Here is a 23,742-nt window from a genome sequence, read left to right as displayed (position 1 = left end):
GTGAGCATGCTATCTAACAGTGCAAGCAATGCCTCGTCGGCGCCGGCCTGGAGCGGCGCCGCCAGCGAGGGCGTGGACCTGGCCTCGGTGCAGTTCCGCGATTTTTACGACGTGCTGTCGCGCTCGGCGCAGGCGGCCACGCGGGTGGGCGAGGGCGAGGCCAAGTCGGCCGCCGAGGCGCTCAGCCGCCAGCTGTGCCAGCTGATCGAGCTGCAGTCGCTGGAGGCGCGCCGCATCGTCGGCAAGGCCGGCATGGAGGCCGAGGCGCAGGGCCGCTTCCTGAAGGCGGCGCTGGCCGACGAGGTGCTGCTCAACACCGAATGGGCCGGGCGCAATCATTGGCGCCATGTGCTGATCGAGACCACGCTGTTCAAGTCCAGCTTTGCCGGCGAGCGCGTGTTCGACGACCTGGACCAGCTGCTGCGCGAGCGCGAAGCGTCGCGCCGCAACGTCGGCCGGCTGTACCTGTATTTGCTGTCGCTGGGCTTCCAGGGCCGGTATCGCGGCCAGAAGCAGGACAAGATCGCCGAGTACCGGCGCGAGCTGTTCCAGTTTGTGTATCTGCGGCCGGCCGACCTGCAGGGGCGCGACCGCACGCTGTCCGAGCAGGCGTATGCCAGCACGCTGTCGCACCTGGCGGCGCGGCGCCTGCCCAAGTTCAATCGCAGCGGGCTGATGTTCGTGCTGGCGCTGCTGATCCTGCTGGGACTATCTGAACTGCTGTGGTTGTGGCAATCGTGGCCGGTGCGCGCCGCGCTGTCGGCAACCGTGTGACCTAACCTTACGGGATGAGCGCATAGTGTTGAACTTCTTGTCAGATAACACGGCCATAGCCACCTTGCTGGTGCTGACGCTGCTCGTCATGCTGCTGTTCGCCATCGTCATCTGGGCGGCGATGAAGGGCGCGGAAAAAGCCGACAAGCCGGCCGACCAGAAGCCGCGCCAGATCAGCGCCGACTCGCTCAAGCAATCGTTCCGCGTGGCGGTCGAGCTGATCGAAAACAACATCGCTGCCCGCTCGGAACGCTACAACCTGGCGTGGACGCTGGTGCTCAACGAGGGCGGCGCCGGGCGCGAACTGCCGCTGCTGCAGTCGGGCCTGCAAAGCGCGCTCAGCGCGGACAGCACGCTGACCGCCGGCGCCCAGGGCATCAACTGGAACTTCTTCGACCAGGGCATCGCGGTGCAGCTGCACTCGGACTCGCTGGGCACGCCCGACGCCGACGCCTCCGACGCCAGCGCCATGGCCAACACCACCTGGGACGATTTCCTCGGCCTGTGCCGCAACTACCGTCCGGACCGGCCGTTCGATTCCATCGTGGTGGCGCTGCCGGCCAGCGTGCTGCTCGATGTCGAGGGCGCCGGCCAGCTGGACCTGGCCGCGCGCGCCAAGGCCATCCACCGCCGCCTGTGGCTGGCGCAGAACCGGCTGGCGCTGCGCTTCCCGATCTACCTGGCGATCAGCGATTGCGAAACCATCCCCGGCTTCGCCCGCTTCGCGGCCGCCTTGCCGGAGCCGCTGCGCCGTTCGATGCTGGGCTGGTCGTCGCCGCACGAGCTGGTCGCGCCGTTCCAGGCGCAGTGGATCGACACCGCGATGAACGAGATCGGCCGCACACTGTCCGACAGCTGCGCCGAGCTGTGCGCGCTGGAGCCGTCGGACTCGGACAGCAGCGAATATTTCCTGCTGCCCAACCAGGTCGAGCGCCTGCGCGCCGGCCTGAAAATGTTCGCCGAAGAACTGATGCGGCCCAGCGCCTACCACGAACCGTTCCTGCTGCGCGGCATCTATCTGACCGGCGATTGCAGCGACGAGGCCGCGCTGCTGGGCGAAGGCCACGCGCCGGCGGCGGCCGACAACGACGGCTTCATGGCGGTCGAGCCGGCGGCGGCGTCGGCCACCGCCGCCTTGCCCGACTGGGCCGAGCCGTCGCTGGCCGCGGACGCGCCCGCATACCGGGCGGGACGGGACAGCGCGGTGCCGGCCTTCCTGCGCGACATTTTCGAACGCAAGATCTTTGCCGAGGCCGGACTGGTGCGCTCCTCGTCGGTGCATCGCATGCGCCGTCCGGCGATGAACCGGGTGGCGCGCTGGTGCGCCATCGCGCTGCCGGTGGTGTGGGTGCTGGGGCTGGTGTTTTCCACGCTGCGCCTGCACGGGCTGGGCGCCGAGGTGGTGAGCAATCTGCAGGCGCTGAATCACGACACCAGGATGAGCCAGCTGGTGAAAAACAACCATGTGGTGGATGCGCAGCGCAGCCAGCAGCGCGCGCTGGAGGCGTTGGCCAGCATCGAGCAAATTTCCAATGCCCGCCTGTGGTCGGCCTTCATGCCGGGCTCGTGGCCATGGTTCAACGATTTGCAGGACCAGGTGCAGCGGCGCATGGAAAAGAGCTTCGCCGAAACCGCCTTCGACCCGCTGCTGCGCGCGGCCTACACCCGCGTCAGCGAACTGACCGGCAAGCCGCTCGACGCCAGTTCGGGCACCTTGATCATCGGCCGGCTGTGCGCCGCGCCCAAGGGCATGAAGCAGCCCGGCGTGGCCGGCGGGCTGGACGTGACCAGCACGCAGGAATACGCCGCGCTGAGCGCGTATGTGGAGGGCGTTACGCAGCTCGAGCAGGCGGTGCAGGCGATGATGCGGCTCAAGTCGCCCGGCGCCGAGGCGCCCTCGGGCGAGGATCTGGCGCAGGTGGTGAACGTGTTGTTCAACCGCGAGATGAACGGCAACCTGAGCCGCACCGCCGCGCTGTTCAGCACGGTGGCCAAGACCAAGCCGACGCTGGCGATCGAGCCGATGCAGGAAGCCGCGGTCTGTTCGTTCGGGCTGGGCGTCAAGGCCTTGTCCAACCGGCTGTTCCTCAACAACGGTTTGCTCAAGGCTGAACAGGGCGTCAACGACAGCCTGGCCGCGCTGTACCAGGGCGACCCGAAAGCCGAGGTCAATGTCGCGCCCTGGCTGGCGCTGCGCGACGCGCTGCACGCGCAGGAAGCCTATCTGTTGACGGGCACGGGCGGATGGATGCGCGGCGAAAAACTCGACCTCGGCCCGGCCTGGGCGCACCTGCTGCAACAGGTGGAAAGCGCTGCGCTGCTGGGCAAGGACGCGGCCGACAATGCGCGCAGCCAGACCGAGGACGGCTTCCGCTGGTTCAGCGCGCAGTGGGACGCGCCGATGGCGGATGAACGCCATGCGCAGGGGCTGAGCTCGGGACTGGAATGGCTGGACGCCAAGTCCTCGTGGGCCTTCGCGCCCGACCGCAGGGCGCTGCTGGACGCGCTCAACGGCCTGCTGTCGCTGCCGTTCATGAAGTCCAGCCACGTCAGCCGCCTGCCGGAAATGGCGGCCGGCTCCACCGTCAGCTGGGACGGCGCGCGGCTGGACCAGGTGCTGGCGCTGGCGGACGCGCGCAAGCGGGTGCAGGCCGAGTTCCTGCCGAAGTTCCCGATCATGCTGCAGGGACCGGCCGGCCGCCTGGCCGACGCCGCGCTGGCCGACACCGCGCGCGACATCCTGGCCCAGGCCTACCTGGTCTCGGCGCGCGACACGCCGGCCCCGATCAACGAAGCCGACCATGCGAAGGCCTTGCGGGTGCGCGCCTGGCTGCAGGAGAACGGCGGCGCCGGCGTGGCCGAGCATCTGTCCGGCGTGCTGACGCAGGACGCGCTGAGCCGCCTGCAACAGCTGGACGATACGCTGACCCGCGCCGACCTGTTCACGCCGCGCGACCGCGCCTTCCACTCCTGGAACGGCGCCAAGGGGCCGCTGGTGGACGCCTTCGGCGCGTCGGACGTGGGCGGACTGCACGCTTACGTGGGGCAGCAGATCGGCTTCATCGAAGCCGCCGGCAAGAGCGCGGAAGCGCTGCTGCTGCAACTGGGCGGCGCCGCCGCCAATAATCCGTCGGTGCTGCGCTGGCAGGCCACGGTGGCCGACCTGGGCCGCTACAAGCTGAAGAGCCCGAGCAGCAGCCTGACCACGCTGGAGCAGTTCATCCTGTCCGGTGCGGCCGACCTGAGCATCGACAACTGCCTCGACAAGCTGTCGGCGCGCGCGGCCCAGCGCCGCGCCGGCGACCTGTTCTCCGAGCGCATGCAGGGTTTGCAGATGGGGCTGTACATGCGCTGCCGCGACCTGACGCAGACCCGCTACCAGGACACCTGGACCCGCTTCGCCGACGCCTTCAACGCCAGCCTGGCCAGCCGCGCGCCGTTCCGCGCGCTGACGGCCGATGCCGGCGGCAAGGGCGCGCCGGGCGAACGGGTGCCGGCCGATGTCGAGGAAGTGGGCGCGGTGCTCAAGCTGTTCGACCAGGCCCATGTGCTGGCGCTGGCGTCGGACCGCGACGCCACGCGGCCGTCGCCGGCCAGCACGGTGCGCAAGGTCGACGACCAGATGCAGAAGGTGCGCGAATTCCTGGCGCCGCTGTACCCGGCCGAGGAGGGCCAGGCAGCCGGCCTGGACGTGATGGTGGAATTCCGCGCCAACACCGCCGTCGAAAGCGAGGGCAACAAGATCATCGACTGGTCGCTGGCGATCGGCGGCCAGACCGTGCACCAGCGCGACGCGCCGCGGCCGCTGCGCTGGGAGCCGGGGCTGCCGGTGGTGCTGACCTTGCGGGTGGCGCAGGACGGCCCGGTGGTGCCCAAGGCCGAGGCCGGCCATCCCGGCATGACGGTCGACGAGCGCACCGTCAGCTACCGCTTCGACGATCCGTGGGCGTTGTTCAGCCTGGTGTCGGCCTACCGCGAGGCCGAAGCGGCGCCGGCGTCGGGCGCACGCTCGCAGCTGCTCAAGTTTGAGTTTCCGATGAGCGCGGTCGGCGACGGCCGCATCGCCACCCGCGACAGCCGCGCCAAGGTGTATGTGCGGCTGACCGTGAGCGCGGCCGGCAAGCGCGCGCCGCTGGTGTGGCCGCCGGTGTTTCCCGTCAAGGCGCCGGCGTGGTAGGCCGGGTTTTACTGAGGTTTTGCCATGTCATCCTTGCCACCTCTCGTGCGTATTGCCATGTTCGGCAGCTTCCATCGCGGCTTCCACGTGCTGAGCGAACTGCTCAAGGGGCCGCTGGCGCAGCGCGTGCGGGTGGTCGGCGTGGCCACCGACGACGTCGGCTCGGACCACGTCAGCCGTGGGCGCCGGGTGTGGGCCTATCCGCACACGCCGGCCGAGGAGGTGATGGTGGAGCGGCTGGCGCTGTCGCACGGCATCGTGCCGTACAAGGGGCGCGTCAAGACGGACGAGTTCTACCGGCTGTACGAGGACCAGTGGCAGCCGGACCTGTGCATCACCGCCACCTTCGGCCAGCGCATCGACGCCCGCCTGTTCGAGTGGCCCAAGCTGGGCTTCTACAACCTGCATCCCTGCATCGACGACGGCTGGCCGTCGCACTACGCCGGCCCCAATCCCTTCCAGGCGCTGCTGGACAACGGCTCCGACCACGTGCTGATCGCCATGCATGAGATCGACGACGGCTTCGACACCGGGCGGCTGCTGGCGCTGTCGGAGAAGATTTATGTGCCGACCGGCGCCACGGTGGTGGACTTGCACAAGCTGACTTCGCCGCTGGCGGCCAAGTTTTTTGCGCGTCAGCTCGGCAAGATGCTACCGTAGGCGGAACGGCGCATGGCGACTATCAGAGACAATCTGCTCAACCTGGTCGACAAGGCGCGCCACTTGATTTCCGATGACCGTACACCCAGTATCGAGACCCCGACAGCCCCTATGAACGCACCCAGCCTGCCGATACCGCTCTCCCTGATGAGCAAGGAACACCAGGAGGAGCTGGAACAGTTGCTCAAGCCCATAGCCGCCGACCAGCCCAGCGGTCCGCCGCTGCGCTACGATCCGATCTTTACCGAGATCCGGCTGGCGCGCGAGGAGGACGACCCCAGCCTGCCGATGGGGCAGTGGGAGCGGCCGCTGAAGAAGGCCGACTGGCCGCTGATCGAGGCGCGCTGCAAGACCATGCTGGGCAGCCGCTCCAAGGACTTGCAGATCGCCGCCTGGCTGCTGGAGGCGTGGACCCGGCAGTACGGCATCGACGGCCTGTATCGCGGCCTGAGCCTGGTGGACCGGCTGCTGCGTCAGTTCTGGGACAGCCTGCATCCGGCCATCCAGGACGGCGACGCCGACGCCCGCATCGCGCCGCTGGAGTGGCTCAACGAATCGCTGGCGGCGACGGTGCGGGTGCACGTGCCCATCCTGAAAATCAACAGCCGCAAGCCGCCGGCGCAGAGCCTGTCCGACTGGGAGCGCATGACGGCGCGCGAGCTGGCCGGCCTGCCGGGCGAGACCCACGCCAACGCCGATGGCGAGGCGCCGCTGACCCGCATCGAAGTGATCGCTTACGCCCATCAGCGGCTGGGGCGCGAGCTGGCGATCCGCCAGCAAGTGCTGCATCGCTGCCTGAACTGCCTGGAAACCATGCTGGTTTTTGTCGACCTGCAACTGGGCGCGCAGGCGCCGAATCTGTCTAAACTGAAGGGAACGCTGGTGGCGGTGGAGCGCGTGCTGCAGCAACTGGTCCCCGAGCAAAAGGAAGAAGAAATGACGACGCCGGAACAGCCGCAAGGCGGCGAGGAAGGGAACGGCATGGCAACGGCCCTGGCGTTGCCGCCGGTGGCCTTGTCAGGCTGGAAGAACCGCGACGAGGCCTACGCCGCGCTGGGCGCGATCGCCGATTATCTGAGCCTGGTGGAGCCGCACAGCCCGACGCCCTACCTGCTGCGGCGCGCCGTCAACTGGGGGCGCATGCCGCTGCCGGAACTGATGGCCGAGATTATCCGGGAAGAGGGGGACTTGAACCGCCTGGTGAATATGCTGGGCTTGCGCGAGTGAGGATTTAGCGCAGCTGGTAGAGCGAGATGGTTTGGTCTTGCAAGGCGTTTTCCGAGCACAACACGTAGGTCGATGCGCAGGCCAGGCTGAGCAACAACGCGCCGAAGGCGATATGGAGATAGCGTGCCATGACAAACTCCCGAGTTGGGTTGGACTTACAGTAAGTCCAGAATACCCCGGGAGTTGTAGGATGGACATCAGCCGAATGTCCGACGTTTTGTAGGACTACTGCCCGTCTCTATCTTTATGCTAACTTTTTACTTGGTCTTCCAGACGATGAAGTCGTCGGTCGGCGCGGTGTCCATGGCGTTCGACGCTTGCAGCCAGTGTTGCAATTGTTCCGGCAGCTTGAGCTGGATGCCGGTGCCATCGATGTAACCGATCTGCTCGACCATCTTCGGGTCCATCTTGGCCTTGGACACGGTCGGCGCGCCGGCGACCATGCGGTCGTAGGCCTTGCGGGCCTTGTTTTCCCACTTGTGCAGGCTGCTCTCGTCGAAGCGGTTGGCTTCGAAGTAGACGGTCAACGAGCCATCCGGGTTGCCGTAGCCGACGATGCCGGCGCCTTTGCGGATGGTGGTGGAGCTGTTCACGTCAAACAGCGCGGTCGGCACGAACACGGCGGCGCGCCCGTTGACATCGGGACAGCCGACCGGCGTGTCCTTGCTGTAGGTGGCGACTTCGTGCAGGGGTGTTCTCTCTTGGGACATGGCTGGGCTTAATCTGGAAAAGGGGAGGCGTTGCATGCGGATGCACAGACGTTCATTGTAGCGTCAATCTAGTTCCATTAGGCAACAGCAACGCACAAATTTTTGTAACGGTGCACGTTGCGCCTCGGTGGGGATCAGTCCACAATACATGCAAGGTAGCAACGAATGAGGAGCCAGGATGCTGACGATAGATGGCCCGTGGATCAATCCATGGCATGCCGGCCTGGTTGCCGCCGTCCTTATCTGCAGCGTGCTGCAGTTGCTGCTGACCCGCTCCGATCCCGACAGCCCGCACATGTTCCGCCACCATCTGCTGTTCGGCGGCTTGTGCCTGATCCTCAGCCTCTCCAGCAAGCTCATGATCGACATGGGCCAGCGCCAGGCCGCCGGCCTGCTGGAAAGCGCCTCCATGCTCGGCTTCGGCCTGCTGCTGATACGCATTATCGGCCTGACCGCGTTCCGCGTGCTGCTGCCGGCGCTGCGCATGCATCCGCCGCGCATCATGGAAGACATCCTGTTGGTGATCACCTACATCGTCTGGGGCCTGGTGTGGCTGCGCGTGGCCGGCCTGGACTTGAGCGGACTGGTCACCACGTCGGCGGTCATCACCGGCGTGGTGGCCTTTTCGATGCAGGAAACGCTGGGCAATATCCTGGGCGGCCTGGCGCTGCAACTGGACAACTCGGTGCGCATCGGCGACTGGATCAAGATCGACGACGTGCGCGGCAAAGTGGTGGAAGTCCATTGGCGCCACACGGCCGTGCAGACCAACAACGGCAGCCTGATCGTCATTCCCAACAGCGTGCTGATGAAATCGAAAGTGGACGTGTACAGCCGCGAGAGCAAGCCGGAGTTCCGGCGCTGGGTGAATTTCTGGATCGAGAACGGGGTGCCGCCGCAGCAAGTGATCGCCACCGTCCAGACGGCGCTGCGCCAGACCCATATCGAGCATATCTCGTCGGCCCGGCCGCCCGAATGCATCGTCGTCGATTACCGCGAAGGCTTGATACAGTATGCGGTGCGCTATTGGCTCACCCATCCGGGCCACGACGACAGCACCGATTCCGCCGTGCGCATCCATTTCTACAGCGCCCTGCAGCGGCAGAGCTTGTCGCTGGCCCATCCCTGCATGGACATCCGCCTGAACGCCGATTCGGAGCGGCGCTCGAGCATCCGGCTGGCGGCGGAGATGGACGTGCGCAAGCAGGCGCTGGCCAAGGTCGCGCTGTTTTCCGGCCTCACCGAAGAAGAACTGGCCAAGCTGGCCAAGGCGCTGCGCCACACGCCCTTCATCAAGGACGACATCATCACCCGCCAAGGCGCGGTGGCGCATTGGCTGTATCTGCTGGTCGGCGGCGAGGCCGACGTCTGGTTCGAGGCCGAAGGGCAGGAGCGCATCTATTGCGCCACACTCCAGGCCGGCGACGTGTTCGGTGAAATCGGCCTGCTGACCGGCGCGCCGCGCGGCGCCACCGTCACCGCCAGGACCGATGTGCTGTGCTATCGGCTGGACAAGCAAAACTTTGAAACCATCCTGCACGAGCGTCCCGAGCTGGCCGACGAGTTCGCCCGTGTGCTCAGCGAGCGCAACGAGGTGCTGAGCACCATCCGCAGCGACCATGCCGAGCCCGGGCAGGTCCAGCAAGCCAACTACCTGGAGAGCATACGGCGGTTCTTCCGGCTGCATTGAGATAGCGGCCGCCCAAAACAAAAAAGCTCACAAGCACGCGCTTGTAAGCTTTATGTTTTACCGCGAATTCGGTGGGGTGGCTGATGGGGCTCGAACCCACGACAACAGGAATCACAATCCTGGACTCTACCAACTGAGCTACAGCCACCACTGATTTACTTCGCTTTGTCTACTGTTTCGTAGACAGGTGCCGAATTATACAAGCCAGTTTTGAATCCTGCAAATCTAAATGCGTAGTTTCTTCAAAAAATTCCGATTTGCCTAAACATCAACCTTTTCTACTGGCGGATACAGGCCCAGCAGATTGGCAAAGGCTGGCGCCAGGGCGCCGACGTCCGCCGTCGTGTATCCGCGCAGCGAGGCGGGCGCGTCGCCTTCGCCATGCGCCGGACGCAGCAGGCCGGCGGCGCCCAGCAGGCGCACCAGCTGGCGGGCCACGGCGTCGCCGGTATCGATCAGGGTCACGTCCGCGTGGCCATGAGCTTGCAGCACCCGCTCTATGCCCGACTGGACAAAGGGGTAGTGGGTGCAGCCCAGCACCAGCGTATCGGCGCCCTGGTCCAGCAGCGGCGCCACGTATTGCTCCAGCAGCGCGGCGATGGCGGGGGTTTGCAGGTCGCCCAGTTCAATCTGGTCGACCAGGCCGACGCACGGTTGCAGCAGGAATTGCGCCTGGGTGGCGGCGCTGATCTGCTCGCGCAGTTGCAGGAATTTGTCGCCCTTGAGCGTGCGCGCCGTCGCCAGCACGCCGACCTTGCCGCTGCGCGTGACGGCCGCGGCCGGCTTCAGGCCGGGCTCGACGCCCACCACCGGCAGCTCGGGATAGCGCGCCCGCACCGCCTTGATGGCGGCCACGGTCGCGGTGTTGCAGGCCACCACCAGCGCTTTGATGCCGCGTTCCAGCAGGAAGGCGGCGACCAGCAGCGCGCGGTCGACCACGTACTCTTCGGTTTTTTCGCCGTAGGGCGCGTGGCCGGAATCGGCGAAGTAGATCAAGTCTTCCGCCGGCAGCTGCGCCCGGATGTGGCGCAGTACCGACAGCCCGCCCACGCCGGAATCGTAGACACCGATGGGGGCACCGGGAGAGCGGGCGGCGTGCATCAGGCAGTAACGACCGGAACGTTCAGCTGTTCGATCTTGGCTTTCCATTCCTTCGGACCGGTTTCGTGCACCGACGTACCGGCGGCATCGACCGCCACGGTTACCGGCATGTCGACCACGTCGAACTCGTAGATCGCTTCCATGCCCATGTCGGCAAAGCCCAGCACCTTGGCGCCCTTGATCGCCTTCGACACCAGGTAGGCCGAGCCGCCGACCGCCATCAGGTAGGCCGACTTGTGCTTCTGGATCGATTCGATCGCCACCGGGCCGCGCTCGGCCTTGCCGATCATCGCGATCAGGCCGGTTTTTTCCAGCATCATGTCGGTGAACTTGTCCATGCGGGTGGCGGTGGTCGGGCCGGCTGGGCCGACCACTTCATCGCGCACCGGATCGACCGGGCCGACGTAGTAGATCACGCGGTTCTTGAAGCTCACCGGCAGTTCCTCGCCCTTGGCCAGCATGTCCTGGATGCGCTTGTGGGCGGCATCGCGGCCGGTCAGCATTTTGCCGTTCAGCAGCAGGGTCTGGCCCGGCTTCCACGAAGCGACTTCTTCCTTGGTCAGCGTGTTCAGGTCGACGCGCTTGGATTTTTCGGTGTCCGGCGCCCAGCTGACGTCAGGCCAGGTCGACAGCGGTGGCGGGGTCATGTAGGCAGGACCGGAGCCGTCCAGCACGAAGTGGCCGTGGCGGGTGGCGGCGCAGTTCGGGATCATGGCGACCGGCTTCGATGCGGCGTGGGTCGGGTAGGTCAGGATCTTCACGTCCAGCACGGTGGTCAGGCCGCCCAGGCCTTGCGCGCCGATGCCCAGTGCATTGATGCGGTCGCACAGTTCGATACGCAGTTCTTCCAGCTTGTTCTGCGGGCCGCGCTGCTTGAGTTCGAACATGTCGATGTCTTCCATCAGCACTTCTTTTGCCATCAGCATCGCCTTCTCGGCGGTGCCGCCGATGCCGATGCCCAGCATGCCTGGCGGGCACCAGCCGGCGCCCATGGTCGGCACGGTTTTCAGCACCCAGTCGATCAGCGAATCGGAAGGATTCATCATGATCATCTTGGATTTGTTTTCCGAACCGCCGCCCTTGGCAGCGACCTTGACGTCGACGGTGTTGCCTTCGACCAGTTCCATGTGGACCACGGCCGGCGTGTTGTCCTTGGTGTTCTTGCGGTCGAAGTGCGGGTCGGCCACGATCGATGCGCGCAGCTTGTTGTCGTCGTAGTTGTAGGCGCGGCGCACGCCTTCGTTGACGGCGTCGGTGACGGTGCCGGAGAAGCCCTCGAAGCGCACGCCCATGCCGATCTTCAGGAAGACGTTGACGATGCCGGTGTCCTGGCAGATCGGGCGTTTGCCTTCCGCGCACATGCGCGAGTTGGTCAGGATCTGTGCGATCGCATCCTTGGCGGCCGGGCTTTGCTCGGCGTCATAGGCGCGCGCCAGATGCTGGATATAGTCGGCAGGATGGTAGTAGCTGATGTACTGGAGCGCGGCGGCAACGGATTCAATCAGGTCTTCTTGCTTTATGATGGTCATGATGTTCTCGCGTGGTGAGTGGGATGCTTAGTGGGAATCTTGGTGGGTCAGCGTGGTGATGCGGTCGGTGTATGAAATCGCCAGCGCCGACAGCAGGAAAACGACGTGGATCGTGGTTTGCGCGATCAGCGTTTTCGGGTCGTAGACGGCTGCATTGATAAACGTTTTCAGCAAATGGATGGATGAGATGCCGATGATGGCCATCGCCAGCTTGGTCTTCAGCACGGAGGCGTTCACGTGCGACAGCCATTCCGGCTGGTCGGGGTGGCTGTCCAGGTTCATGCGCGAGATAAAGGTTTCGTAGCCGCCGATGATGACCATCACCAGCAGGTTGGAGATCATCACCACGTCGATCAGGCCGAGCACCACCAGCATGATGGTGGTTTCGGTCAGCTTGGCCGGCGCTTCATGGGCTGCGGCGGCCGCGGCCACCGCTTCCGGCGTCGGGGCGTGCACGGCCACGGCGGCGAGGATGTGCTGCAGGGAGGCATCGTTGCCCATGATGGCGCCGATCAAGTCCTTCAGTTCTACCCAGAAATGGAACACATAGACGCACTGCGCCAGGATCAAGCCCAGGTACAGCGGCAACTGCAGCCAGCGCGTCATGAAGATAAAGGCGGGCAGCGGTCGCAGCTTCGGTGGTGGCTTGGTCATTACGGCGGGACTCCTTGAATTGGTGCAGACTAATGAGATAGCCGACATTTTACACGTGCTTCCCAGCAATCGCAGCGGCGTGTGGGTACTACGTATGGTTGATGAAATATTGGTAAAATTGCATAGGGCATTACATCCTCCGCCGGGGATTATCAATCTGTAAGGGCTCAGTAAGCGACGAAGTTTATGTTTATGGCAAACGAATTCAAACACTGGAGACACGTATGAGCAGCACTACCACCCAACAAGGTCCACAGGAATCCCGCGTCTTTACGCCCCCGGCGGAGTTTGTGGCGCAGGCCACCGTAGCCGGCATGGAAGCCTACAACGCGCTGTGCGCGGAAGCGGCGGCCGACTATCAAGGCTTCTGGGCGCGCCTGGCGAAGGAAAACCTGGTCTGGCAAAAGCCGTTCACCAAAGTCCTGAACGAAGACAACGCGCCGTTCTACAAATGGTTTGAAGACGGCCACCTGAACGTGTCGTACAACTGCCTGGACCGCAATCTGCAAAACGGCAACGCCGACAAGACCGCCATCATTTTCGAGGCGGACGACGGCAAGTCGGTCAACGTCAGCTACAAGGAATTGCACGAGAAGGTCTGCAAGTTCGCCAACGGCCTGAAATCGCGCGGCATCAAGAAAGGTGACCGCGTGATCATCTACATGTCGATGTCGGTGGAAGGCGTCGCAGCGATGCAGGCCTGCGCGCGCATAGGCGCCACGCACTCGGTGGTGTTTGGCGGCTTCTCCGCCAAATCGCTGCAGGAGCGCATCATCGACGCCGGCGCGGTGGCCGTGATCACCGCCGACGAGCAACTGCGCGGCGGCAAACACCTGCCGCTGAAAGCCATCGTCGACGAAGCGCTGGCGCTGGGCGGCTGCGACACCATCAAGGACGTGATCGTCTACAAGCGCACCGGCGGCAACATCAACTTCCAGGCGGGGCGCGACCTGTGGCTGCATGAGCTGGTTGCCAATCAGCCTGCCGAATGCGAGCCGGAGTGGGTGGATGCCGAGCATCCGCTGTTCATCCTGTACACGTCGGGCTCGACCGGCACGCCGAAGGGTGTGCAGCATTCGAGCGGCGGCTACCTGCTGTGGGCCGCGCTGACGATGAAGTGGTCTTTCGACATCAAGCCTGGCGATGTGTACTGGTGTACGGCCGACATCGGCTGGGTGACGGGCCACAGCTACATCGCCTACGGTCCGACGGCGGTGGGCGCGACGCAATTGGTATTCGAAGGCGTGCCGACTTTCCCGAACGCCGGCCGCTTCTGGGGCACCATCGCCAAGCACAAGGTCAGCATCTTCTACACCGCGCCGACGGCGATCCGTTCGCTGATCAAGGCGTCGGACGTGGATCCGAAAGTGCATCCGAAAAATTACGACCTGTCGTCGCTGCGTTTGTTGGGCACGGTGGGTGAGCCGATCAATCCGGAAGCGTGGATGTGGTACTACACGCAGGTGGGCGGCGAGAAGTGCCCGATCGTCGACACCTTCTGGCAGACCGAGACCGGCGGCCACATGATCACCCCGCTGCCGGGCGCGACGCCGATGGTGCCGGGTTCGTGCACCTTGCCGCTGCCGGGCATCATGGCGGCGATCGTGGATGAGGCTGGTGTGGATGTGGCGAACGGGCAGGGCGGTATCCTGGTCGTCAAGCGTCCTTGGCCTTCGATGATCCGCACCATCTGGAACAATCCTGAGCGGTTCAAGTCGAGCTACTTCCCGGAGGAGCTGGGCGGCAAGATGTATCTGGCTGGCGATGGCGCGATCCGGAACAAGGATACGGGCTACTTCACCATCACCGGGCGTATCGATGATGTGTTGAATGTGTCGGGTCACCGCATGGGGACGATGGAGATTGAATCGGCGCTGGTGGCGAATCCGCTGGTGGCTGAGGCTGCGGTAGTGGGCAAGCCGGATGATACGACGGGTGAGTCGATCTGCGCGTTTGTGGTGCTGAAGCAGGCGCGTCCGACTGGGGATGAGGCCAAGAAGCTGGCGCTGGAGCTGCGCAATTGGGTGGCCAAGGAGATTGGTCCGATCGCCAAGCCGAAGGAGATTCGTTTTGGGGATAATTTGCCGAAGACGCGTTCGGGCAAGATCATGCGGCGGTTGTTGCGGGTGTTGGCCAAGGGCGAGGTGATTACGCAGGATGTGTCCACGCTGGAGAATCCGGCGATTCTGGAGCAGTTGAAGGAAGCTTCCTGATCAGGTGGTGTCATCCCCGCTAAAGCGGGGATCTATGCTGAGTTTGCCGTAGCTGGACGTTCAAGACTGGCGCTGAAAGTAGCAAAGATGTGGGAGGGGGAAATAATGTTGGTACTCTCTGGAATCTTTGCTATAATTCGCGGCTTCTCCGGAAGGGGAAGATATGCAGGAGAGGTGGATGAGTGGTTGAAGTCGCACGCCTGGAAAGCGTGTATAGGTTCATAGCCTATCGGGGGTTCGAATCCCCCTCTCTCCGCCAGATTATCGTTTCAAGATGTACTAAGTCGTATAAAAACCCGCCTCAGCCCCAGTGTTGACGCGGGTTTTTTGTTCCGCAACGTATTTTAGCATCCATTGAAATCCAGCAACCTTGCACACATAATTGCACACATAGGTACATGGATCAAAAAACTATGGGTACAAAATGCCAAAGCTAGCGACACCTCTCACCGACATCAAGATCAAAGCAGCAAAACCTAAGGACAAGCCCTACCAGCTCGCGGATGGCGAGGGCATGTACTTGGAGATACTTCCTTCTGGTTCCAAGGTCTGGCGGCTCGCCTACAGGCAGCCCAATCGTAAGACTAGCACCCGCCTTACGTTCGACCATTACCCAGCAGCTAGCCTAGCGGATGCCCGGCAGTGGCGAGCAGAAATTCGTAAGATGCTTACGACCGGCGTAGACCCAGCTCAGACGTTCCGAATCGAGAAGGCGGTAGCCGCAGTAGCGTCCGCCAATACCTTTGAAGCGGTGGCCCGCAAGTGGCACGAAAACAAGCTGGAGACATGGCAAGAGCGTACAGCTACCAATATTCTTCATCGGCTGGAGCAGGACGTGTTCCCACTCGTCGGTGGAATGCCTATTGCTGATATCAAAGCTCCGATAATGCTCGATGTGTTCAGGCAAATCGAAAACCGTGGCGCTGGTGAGATTGCAAAGCGCAACGCTCAGGTCTGCAATCAAATTTTCAATTTCGCAATAGCATCAGGCTTAGCCGAATACAATCCGGTCGTACCTGTGCGCAGTGTGCTTAAGCCTCGCGTGAAAGGCGTCCACGCTGCAATTCTCGTGGCTGATCTTCCTGAGTTCTTAAAGGTGTTGGAAAAGAACGAAGCGCGCATGTACCCTACTACTCGCATCTTAATGCGATTGATGATGCTGACATTCGTTCGGACTTCGGAGTTGACGGAAACTCCGTGGTCTGAGATTGATCTCCACAACGAAGAGTGGGTGATTCCTTGGCATCGGATGAAGATGGGCAAGAGGAAGGTCAATCCACGTCAGCTAGACCATCATATCTTTTTGCCGAAGCAGGGCTGGGCGCTACTTCGAGAGCTACATGCTATCACCGGTAGAAATCAGTGGGTGTTTCCAAACCAGCGCGATCCGCAGCGACCTATAAGTAACGGTGCAATTTTGGCTGGTTTGAAAAGACTAGGTTACGGTGGAAAGCATACGGGACATGGTTTCCGCTCGTTGGCAAAGGGTGTCTTGAAGACTTTGGGAAACGATCTAACGAATATTGAAAGGCAACTTGCTCATGCCTCTGGAGAGGCGTACGGCGGATCGTATGATCGCGAGGCATTTCTCACCGAGCGGCGGCACATGATGCAAGAATATGCTGATTATTTGGACAGCATTGCGTCCGGCAAAGTCATCGTTGGGAAGTTCCCCAAAGCGGCATGAACTCAGAGCTGCGCTACGTGTTAGTCAGCCGCCTCGCCTCGCCTCTTTTTGTACTTCGCGGCGGTCCGACCACTCTTATCTTCTGGTAAATGATATAGCGCAATTACATTGTGCCGAATTTTAACTGGCTGCCCGCTTGCGTTGTCCTTGTGGGTAGTTAGAAATGCCATTCCGGGGCGCTTGGTACAATCGGTTCTAGTGAATTCAGGCAGTTTTTGTGCGGCGACATGTTCATCCCACTCTTTTAAGTGCGTGGCTGCATCTGACCGCTTTGTGTATGCGAGCATCCCGCGACTCGCGAATGTCGGGCTAGCGTTGCGATAGCGTGTGGTGAGCTGCAAGAATCCTTCTTGCAGATTGTCTAAGGTCTTGTAGATTTTGGCTTCCCCTATCCAGCTCCATAGGGGGTTGTTGCACTTTACTGTAATGTCTACGTTCCCGCCGTTTGTCGTGCCTTGTGTGGCGCTGTAATTACGCATCTTAAGCATTGAAACGATTGAATGCGTTATCTTGTCTTCGTTGTCGTCGTAGTAATGCTGAGGGTTTTCCTCAAGCGTTGAAATGACTATATCCATTTCGTCATAGAGCACGTCTACGAATTCGTCGTAGGTCGTAACCAATTCTTTCCGAAGGAAATTTCGGGTGTTCGGGTTGCCTGCAATTAGTGCTTCGATTTGGTCGATAGAAAAATCTTTCATGCTTACTCCGCCACCAACGCCGTCTTCGCGAGATCGGAAGGAATAAAGTACATGAAAATTTTGCTACCTATTTCGTCGTCTTCATCGCCTGTAATGGGATTGATCTTGTTATACCTTGCGGCGCGCACCTGCTCAATATCGAGAGGCTTAACGATCTCTTCTTCAATGTACTCAAACCCAGTTTTCAACAATTGCAGGTCTGTACCTGTCAGGTAAGTGATTATGTTGAGAACAACGTTTTGATCTTTGATTTCGGCCTGCCGAGCGATCTCAAAAAATTGTGCAAAGGATATGTGGACCGCATCAGTATGTGCAGCAAGAAAATCGACGATGACATGCCCCGCATCGGCTTCAGGCCTTCCGGCCCAAAGCTCTCCGATGATAGAGTGGGCTGCACTCTTATTTTGCGGGGCATTCATGCTTAGTAGATATAGGTAACTAGGCGATTCAAAGTATGTTCAAACGCGGAAAAGGAAGTAGACGTAACATAACATCCATGAAGAGTTGGCGTCGCCGATGACAACTCACGAATCAAAGCCGCCAATTTTAGCGTGGCAATTGTACTGGGCGTTGTCATTTCGTAGTCTAGAGTTAACTCGTACGGACTGATTTTTTGACCCAACGCATTCATGCCCGCATGGTGAAATTTTTCGTTCCGTAGGTCAACGTTATCTGGGGTCATGCGCTCCTTTTTGATGGAGCCAGTCATCGTTCTGAAGGCAAGGCCCATAACCTTACCTTCAGTACCGTGGTAGTACATCCCAGCTATAGCCGGGAAGAGGTTCTCGGGCGGCTTTGCTCCCATCCCTTTGAATTTCGCTATGTGAAGCGCGCAGGCCGAGAGTACCTTTAGTGGCAGTCCTTCAATTTCGGCCTTCTTTGCTTTAGTCGGAGCCTCAATGCAAACTTCAATCCGTCCAAGGTTCACCCTCAGCGTTACTACATCATAGGCTTGATAGTAGACCTTGCGATATGTCACCAACTTGTCAATGCCATTGTAGGTATCCAGAACGTGTTTCGGCAGTTCTTTCGCCTCATAGGCGTTTTTGTCATCATGCCATCTTGCAGAGCAAAAGATAAGAGAAAAGTCACCGCTATCATGTAGGCGCACCTCGCACAGTTCCGGTTCACTGGAGGCGCTAGCCAGTAGGTCTTGAGGAATTGGAAGCGGGTACGTCGAACCAAAGGTCGGGCTATTTGCTGTAGCCCCTTGGATTTGAGCGGCGATCTGTTTTGCATCATCGTCAGCCACGTCGAAAAGCTGAACGTATCGCTCACCGGTAATGGTGGATTCAGCGAAATATGCCCTCAAAAACTTCCGGTAGCGCTCTCCCTGTGTTGTGCTCTCTGTCGCGTTGGCGATCACGTCGCCCCAGCCCTGACCGAGCGGTAGCTTTTCAACTTTGAGTGCGTCACGCAGTACGGTGAACATGGTCCGTGCTTTTAACGCGGCAACGAGAGCTTCTACTGGAACCGGTTGGGGAGGAGTTGGCTGCGTGGCAGCGACATGCGAATGACCCATGCTTACTTCGACTTTCTACTATGAAGAGATGACGTAATGAGACCCAAAGTCACATGATCGCATATTGGTAAATCAACAGGGGGATTTTCTGATGTGCAATATTTGGTGAGAATTTCCCCGTGGAAATCATGGCTCGTGGCGTCGGTCGCCGGGTACCTCGGCGCAACCGGCCTGCTTCAACAGTTTGCAATTAATTTCAAAAAAACGCCTAAATATCGAAAATATTCCAAATGTTTGACTTCGCACAAATGAGGCGCATATGATTCGCTACACCGCTTATTGGACAGCGGCGGACATTAACGGAAGATGATTTATGGAATCAATAATGCGTTTGCCTGAAGTTCTAGAGATGACCGGGCTTTCTCGCTCATTTATTTATAAGGCAATACAAGATGGGAGCTTCCCAGATCGTGTTTCACTCGGCGTTAGGGCGGTAGGTTGGAAGGCAAGCGAAATAGTAGATTGGGTAAATAATCGAGCTGCAAAGTAATTTGAGGATGCGGATGTCAGTTTGATCCGCGACTGCTTGATGATCCTGCGATGTAGCGTTACTTATCCTAAATCAGCACCACTACATATAACGATGTTTTTCTGTAGATAAGAATCACCACATCGCAGGGGAGTAAAGGAAATCTAATTTTGAATGAAATACCTGCTTATCTCTATAAGAAGGTTAAGTGAGTATGTAGTGAGTATATGTCTTTGCATAATGGTCGAACATCGGTATTTATCGATAAATTTAGCGTGACGTTTTCTGTCCCTAACGAGGGACGTACATGGCAAGATGCGGCGGAAGCGCTATCCCATCTATGTCAACAAGGGTATGTTCTAGTTCCAGTTCGCGGCGAAAGCGCTTATGAACACTACTATGCTGCGTGGCATGCTGTCGTCGAAATTCCCGGTGGTAAGTCCGCAAAGTGTCTAATTCAAGCTTTCCCGAAATCTTCAAAGAAAGGCTATCTACGATTAGAGTGGAACCCGGCGAAGCTGCCTTCTGCTCAATTTAGGGTGATTAAAGATATCCTTGCCGCCTGTATCCCTCGTATAGAGGAGTGGTGGTACACCGTAAAGGTTACGAGAGCAGATCTCACATTTGATCTCCACAATACTCCTATTAGTAGGCTACTTACTTTTTCAGCTAGCGCCGCGACTATAGGGTTACGGAAGAAAGAAAACGAGCGACGACTAAACGCGTATGTGCTTGGTTCAGAAAATAGTGTGAAGCGACTAACTATCTATGATAAAGCTTTTGAGCGGTTGATTCGGCGAGATCGTGAACACCCTCAACGTGCAAAGCGATTATTTCGATGTTGTACTAGAGTAGAGTTTCGCATCAGGAAAATCGGTAACCTTGTCGAAATGGCGGGAATGAAAAATCCGTTATCTACATTTTCAGTTGTTGCTGTTGCTGACGCATATGCCTACTCTGATAACGAAGCTTGGCATAGGTTTGTTCGACGATGTGAGAGTGTGGGGGCGCAAAATGCTTTAAGCGTCCTCGCAGACAGGAAGAGAAGACAACTCTATCGAGAGATATTACGGAGTTTTTGCACGCCGATGTGGTTTGAGCCAAATCAGATTTGGCGCGAAGCGCAAGAGAAAATTAGAAACTTAATTCTGACGAACTAAGATGCGCGGCGGCACTTAATCCTATTAAGGTACGAATCGAATCCCACCTGCAATTCCTTGCAAGAGATTGAAGATAATCGGTAGTGGGATTATTGTGATTATCAAAATCGTGCGTGTAGCGACTTTTTTGTGGTGAAATATTTTTTATTGTTTCGAATCAAATTCTTCGTACTCGCCAAATTAATTTGAAATTGATTTCAAAAGATCGATTTTTCCATTTAAAGTTTCGCGTCAAGCATGAGTTGCGCAACTGAACTATTGAGAGCCTGAGCGATTTTGAAAGCGGTGAGCAACGCAACGTTATTATCGCCACGCTCGACTCTACCTAGATAGCCGCGATCAACCTCGGCTAGCAAAGCCAGCTTCTCTTGGGAAATACCTTGGCTCTTACGTGCTTGACGTACAGCCTCACCGAAGGCGATTAGCTGTGGTGATTGGCGGTGGAGGGAGGGGTTTGGCACCACCCTATCATTTCAGATATGATCCCCTACGATCCACGGTACATGTACCTCAATGATCGTTCTTGCGTCTCCGAGCAGATCAATAAGCGCTGGAGGCGTTCACTACATTTTCCCTCATCATCAAATGAACAAACCTACTCTCATCGCGCTGTTTGCTATCTTGACTACACTTGCAGGTTGTAAAAATAAACTGGATGCCAGTGCTGAAAACTTTCTACAGGCTTTAAATACGACGGGGCGTGGACAGAAGCTAGATGTCTGCGTTGCGAGGAAGGATTCTTGGCGAATGTCTCTGTGGCTTAGCGCTCCACCCGCTATGACTGTTGGTGAAGTGCGCGCTCATGATAAGGAGCTACAGGCGCTGGTTAGTGTGGGAATGCTGCGGGTGAAAGAAGCTAAGCTAGTGCGTGAGAAGACGGACCATTATGTTGATACAGGTAATCAGGTCGAAGTAAAGAGTTATGAGGTTACGGAAGCGGGTCAGAAATTCTACTTGGATATCGGCCTTCACAAAGATCTTTGTTACGCGCAGGCGATTCCGGTCACGATAGTAAAGTGGGAAGGGCCAATGCAGCGCGGATCGCACGAGGTTGTAGATGTGACTTTCAAGCGGAAGGTGGGGGAACTGGCAGACTGGGCTAAAGGTGAGCAATTTAAGGACGTATTTTCGGTGAAGCAGGCTCTTCGTGAAATATCAGAAGACGAAGCGACGGCCACGCTGAAACGTACAAGTGAAGGTTGGGAAGCGCTTTAATTGTTGTGGTGCTAGGGGTTGTTGAATGGATGCCCATGCGCCCCTAGCAGATTTATTTATTTTAGAGTTCGAAGTGCGGTTTGTCCGAACGGTAGACTCGTCCGCGCAGTTTTTGTCGTTTCAGGTCAATTGCAGTAACCCATTCCCAGTCATCCGGGCGCTGTACTCGTAATTTCTGTAAGGCATCATGTGACTGGCCTAGCAGCCCATCACATAAACCTTGAAACGAGACTGGCGCGCCGTCAAGGATCAATTCTCCATATTTAACAACGGCATACTGTGTGCTGTCGCGCTGGCCCGCCGCCCGAAGCATTGTCCCGTTCGGAAGGAACACACCTTGCCAGAGATACCCTACGTTCGGCGGGCCGTAGGTGGCGGTCGTATATACTTTGCAAAGCCGCTCCACAGACTCAATCATGTTTTTAAACATGGATGTCAGATTGTCAGTTCCGTTCATTTCTCGTCCTCTACTAAGGCCGCAATCGGTGGCTACATTTGGTTTGGACCGACCGATGCGGCGAATCGTTGTACTTAGTCCACAAGAAGCAATTTTTTTGCATGCGGGTTTTCCGTTTGCCGCTCTCGATGACGTCGCCTATAGCGCGGCATATAGCAGGAAAATTTTTGCACACATGCTTGTACACATGTAATTGCTTTGCGGTCTCAATGATCGCATGAATGCAGGGTTTCAAGGCATGGTTTGGATTCCCCTCTCCCGCCAAGGATTCAAATTGGGCAGTCTCAGCAAGTCCAAGGAAGTATTAAAAAAGCCGCTTTAGCCCCTGCTACAGCGGCTTTTTTGTATTCTGACGGCTCCCGCTGTCCAGTAACATCCAACACATTAGGGGGCAAGATCTTGCCCCTTTGCCCCCTGCCCCGGAACGCATGCCCCCGAATCCTGGTCTAACTCGCTTTCGGGACTATGCCGATAGGGGAGGCTGCCATGACCAAGAAAAGCGATGCGTTGACTGCATTGCAAGTCAAGAATGCGAAGCCCAAGGAAAAGCCATACAAGCTTTTTGATGGCGGTGGGCTTTATCTAGAGGTTGCTCCGACGGGATCGCGGATCTGGCGCTTGAAGTATCGCCAGCTCAACGGAAAAGAGAACCGGCTAAGCTTTGGCCCTTATCCAGAAATAACGCTACAGGAAGCGCGAGAGAGGCGCCTGGAAGCTCGGAAGCTGCTGCTCAATGGCGTGGACCCAGCCAAGTACCGCGACGACGCCAAGCGCCGCGCAGTTGAACAGGCCGCTAATACTTTTGAAAAGATCGCGCGGGAATGGTACGCCACCAAAGTGCCCACGTGGAGTGCGCGCACTGCGAAGAACATGATCCAGCGGCTTGAGGCCGATATCTTTCCTGAGATCGGCAGCCGGCCCATTGATGAGCTAAAACACCGCGACATCATCATCGCGCTACGTAAAATCGAAGAACGCGGCGCGGCTGAAATCGCCCACCGATTGAAGGCCGTCTGTTCAAAGATATTCAGTTACGCGATCCAATGCGGCCTGACTGACCGCAACCTCGTGGTCGACATGAAGGACGTGCTCAAGACACGCCGGGCTTCTCACTTCGCGGCCATCGATGCCGACGAATTGCCTGCCTTCCTCGGCTCACTTGAACGAAACGAAGCACGTATGTTCCAACCGACTCGCATCGCATTGCGCCTGATGTTGTTGGTCTTTGTTCGAACAAGTGAACTGATCGAAACGCCATGGAGCGAAATTAATCTGGAGAAGTGCGAATGGATTATTCCGTGGCAGCGCATGAAGCGTGGCAAGCTGACCGTCAACCCCGATACCACCAACCATCACGTTTGCCTGTCACGCCAGGCATGCGATCTACTGCGTGAATTGCATGCCATCACTGGCGGGGGGAAGTATCTCTTTCCGAACCAGCGTGATCATAAACGACCAATAAGCAACAACACTATTTTGGTGGCTCTCGAACGCATGGGTTACAAAGGCCGCATGACGGGGCACGGCTTCCGAGCCCTGGCAATGAGCACGATCAAGGAGCGACTAGGATATCGGCACGAAGTTGTTGACCGCCAGCTGGCGCATGCGCCGAAAGACAAGGTTGCGAGTGCGTATGACCGTGCGCAGTTCCTTGCCGAGCGTAGCAAAATGAGTAAGCGTCCGCTCAGCGACGTATTGAGCTCGGCGTCGTATTGCTAGATGATGGCATCACACCGCTGGGAAGCGGAGTGTTTTTCAAACAGATGTGACCTGCGCGGCGCAATGCCAAGGAAGGAAGT

General features: G+C 59.0%; 21 protein-coding genes and 2 tRNA genes. 12 read left to right on the top strand and 11 right to left on the bottom strand.

Annotated elements, in window-relative coordinates; genetic code table 11:
• Positions 1–6 precede the first annotated feature (6 nt).
• Genes D0T21_RS28575 through tssA form a run of 4 tightly spaced genes read left to right on the top strand, consistent with a single transcriptional unit; the run spans position 7 to position 6,838 of the window.
• Entirely contained in the window at positions 7–774 is a 768-nt protein-coding gene (locus D0T21_RS28575) for a DotU family type IV/VI secretion system protein (RefSeq protein ID WP_116994590.1), read from the top strand.
• Between the two features lie 25 nt (positions 775–799).
• Complete coding sequence (locus D0T21_RS28570; RefSeq protein WP_373995382.1) at positions 800–4,951, top strand: type VI secretion system protein; 4,152 nt, start codon at positions 800–802, stop codon at positions 4,949–4,951.
• Between the two features lie 24 nt (positions 4,952–4,975).
• On the top strand, positions 4,976–5,611 hold the full coding sequence (locus D0T21_RS28565; protein ID WP_116993421.1) for a formyltransferase family protein: 636 nt from the start codon (positions 4,976–4,978) through the stop codon (positions 5,609–5,611).
• Positions 5,612–5,623: 12 nt separating this feature from the next.
• Positions 5,624–6,838: a type VI secretion system protein TssA gene (gene tssA / locus D0T21_RS28560; protein ID WP_116994588.1), complete on the top strand. Its 1,215-nt coding sequence runs from the start codon at positions 5,624–5,626 to the stop codon at positions 6,836–6,838.
• Between the two features lie 4 nt (positions 6,839–6,842).
• Here the strand turns inward: tssA and D0T21_RS32810 are convergent, their stop codons facing one another.
• Both D0T21_RS32810 and D0T21_RS28555 read right to left on the bottom strand, forming a co-directional pair.
• Positions 6,843–6,968 carry a hypothetical protein gene (locus D0T21_RS32810; protein ID WP_020705285.1) on the bottom strand — a complete coding sequence of 42 codons (126 nt, stop codon included), beginning with the start codon at positions 6,966–6,968 and terminating at the stop codon, positions 6,843–6,845.
• 127 nt (positions 6,969–7,095) lie between these two features.
• The gene (locus D0T21_RS28555; protein WP_116993423.1) at positions 7,096–7,548 is read right to left on the bottom strand and encodes a hypothetical protein; all 453 of its coding nucleotides are present in this window, start codon (positions 7,546–7,548) and stop codon (positions 7,096–7,098) included.
• A 178-nt stretch (positions 7,549–7,726) separates the two neighbouring features.
• Here D0T21_RS28555 and D0T21_RS28550 point away from each other — a divergent pair, with 178 nt between their 5' ends.
• Positions 7,727–9,238, top strand: coding sequence for a mechanosensitive ion channel family protein (locus D0T21_RS28550; protein ID WP_116994587.1), 1,512 nt, complete (start codon positions 7,727–7,729; stop codon positions 9,236–9,238).
• A gap of 72 nt (positions 9,239–9,310) precedes the next feature.
• On the opposite strand, the gene D0T21_RS28545 is transcribed toward D0T21_RS28550, so the two are convergent.
• The 4 genes from D0T21_RS28545 to D0T21_RS28530 all read right to left on the bottom strand — a co-directional run bounded on the left by D0T21_RS28545 (position 9,311) and on the right by D0T21_RS28530 (position 12,522).
• Positions 9,311–9,386 (bottom strand) — tRNA-His (locus tag D0T21_RS28545).
• Positions 9,387–9,499: 113 nt separating this feature from the next.
• Positions 9,500–10,339, bottom strand: coding sequence for a glutamate racemase (gene murI, locus D0T21_RS28540; RefSeq protein ID WP_116994586.1), 840 nt, complete (start codon positions 10,337–10,339; stop codon positions 9,500–9,502).
• A complete protein-coding gene (locus tag D0T21_RS28535; protein WP_116993426.1) occupies positions 10,339–11,868 on the bottom strand; it encodes a fumarate hydratase in 1,530 nt (509 codons plus the stop codon). The genes murI and D0T21_RS28535 overlap by 1 nt, the downstream gene beginning before the upstream one ends.
• Positions 11,869–11,895: 27 nt before the next feature.
• The gene (locus D0T21_RS28530; RefSeq protein ID WP_116994585.1) at positions 11,896–12,522 is read right to left on the bottom strand and encodes a YqhA family protein; all 627 of its coding nucleotides are present in this window, start codon (positions 12,520–12,522) and stop codon (positions 11,896–11,898) included.
• Positions 12,523–12,746: 224 nt separating this feature from the next.
• Between D0T21_RS28530 and acs the strand changes: the two genes are divergently transcribed.
• From acs to D0T21_RS28515, 3 genes are all read left to right on the top strand, one after another.
• Positions 12,747–14,735 (top strand): acetate--CoA ligase, encoded by a 1,989-nt coding sequence (gene acs / locus D0T21_RS28525; RefSeq protein ID WP_116994584.1) that lies wholly within the window; start codon positions 12,747–12,749, stop codon positions 14,733–14,735.
• 168 nt (positions 14,736–14,903) lie between these two features.
• Positions 14,904–14,994: transfer RNA gene (locus tag D0T21_RS28520), tRNA-Ser, on the top strand.
• Positions 14,995–15,159: 165 nt separating this feature from the next.
• Complete coding sequence (locus D0T21_RS28515; RefSeq protein WP_116994583.1) at positions 15,160–16,422, top strand: integrase arm-type DNA-binding domain-containing protein; 1,263 nt, start codon at positions 15,160–15,162, stop codon at positions 16,420–16,422.
• Positions 16,423–16,442: 20 nt separating this feature from the next.
• Here D0T21_RS28515 and D0T21_RS28510 read toward each other — a convergent pair whose 3' ends face one another.
• From D0T21_RS28510 to D0T21_RS28500, 3 genes are read right to left on the bottom strand one after another with little or no spacing between them, the layout of a single operon-like run.
• Positions 16,443–17,120, bottom strand: a complete 678-nt coding sequence (locus D0T21_RS28510; protein WP_116994582.1) for a hypothetical protein — start codon at positions 17,118–17,120, stop codon at positions 16,443–16,445.
• A gap of 2 nt (positions 17,121–17,122) precedes the next feature.
• Entirely contained in the window at positions 17,123–17,539 is a 417-nt protein-coding gene (locus D0T21_RS28505) for a hypothetical protein (RefSeq protein WP_116994581.1), read from the bottom strand.
• A gap of 2 nt (positions 17,540–17,541) precedes the next feature.
• Positions 17,542–18,642 (bottom strand): hypothetical protein, encoded by a 1,101-nt coding sequence (locus tag D0T21_RS28500; protein ID WP_147328205.1) that lies wholly within the window; start codon positions 18,640–18,642, stop codon positions 17,542–17,544.
• Between the two features lie 313 nt (positions 18,643–18,955).
• Between D0T21_RS28500 and D0T21_RS28495 the strand changes: the two genes are divergently transcribed.
• Positions 18,956–19,132, top strand: coding sequence for an AlpA family transcriptional regulator (locus tag D0T21_RS28495; protein ID WP_116994579.1), 177 nt, complete (start codon positions 18,956–18,958; stop codon positions 19,130–19,132).
• 206 nt (positions 19,133–19,338) lie between these two features.
• Positions 19,339–20,271, top strand: coding sequence for a hypothetical protein (locus D0T21_RS31915; protein ID WP_147328204.1), 933 nt, complete (start codon positions 19,339–19,341; stop codon positions 20,269–20,271).
• Positions 20,272–20,489: 218 nt separating this feature from the next.
• On the opposite strand, the gene D0T21_RS28490 is transcribed toward D0T21_RS31915, so the two are convergent.
• A complete protein-coding gene (locus D0T21_RS28490) occupies positions 20,490–20,732 on the bottom strand; it encodes a helix-turn-helix domain-containing protein (RefSeq protein WP_116994578.1) in 243 nt (80 codons plus the stop codon).
• A gap of 124 nt (positions 20,733–20,856) precedes the next feature.
• On the opposite strand from D0T21_RS28490, the gene D0T21_RS28485 reads away from it, so the two are divergent.
• Positions 20,857–21,486: a hypothetical protein gene (locus D0T21_RS28485; protein WP_147328203.1), complete on the top strand. Its 630-nt coding sequence runs from the start codon at positions 20,857–20,859 to the stop codon at positions 21,484–21,486.
• Positions 21,487–21,547: 61 nt separating this feature from the next.
• On the opposite strand, the gene D0T21_RS31910 is transcribed toward D0T21_RS28485, so the two are convergent.
• Positions 21,548–21,943, bottom strand: a complete 396-nt coding sequence (locus D0T21_RS31910) for a hypothetical protein (RefSeq protein ID WP_147328202.1) — start codon at positions 21,941–21,943, stop codon at positions 21,548–21,550.
• A 486-nt stretch (positions 21,944–22,429) separates the two neighbouring features.
• Between D0T21_RS31910 and D0T21_RS28480 the strand changes: the two genes are divergently transcribed.
• Positions 22,430–23,662 carry an integrase arm-type DNA-binding domain-containing protein gene (locus tag D0T21_RS28480; protein WP_116994576.1) on the top strand — a complete coding sequence of 411 codons (1,233 nt, stop codon included), beginning with the start codon at positions 22,430–22,432 and terminating at the stop codon, positions 23,660–23,662.
• Positions 23,663–23,742 lie beyond the last annotated feature (80 nt).

The sequence above is a fragment of the Duganella sp. BJB476 genome, from assembly GCF_003416895.1.
Classification (GTDB): domain Bacteria; phylum Pseudomonadota; class Gammaproteobacteria; order Burkholderiales; family Burkholderiaceae_D; genus Rugamonas.
Note: the sequence above shows the minus strand (reverse complement) of the source record. Positions and strands in the feature narration are given on the sequence as shown.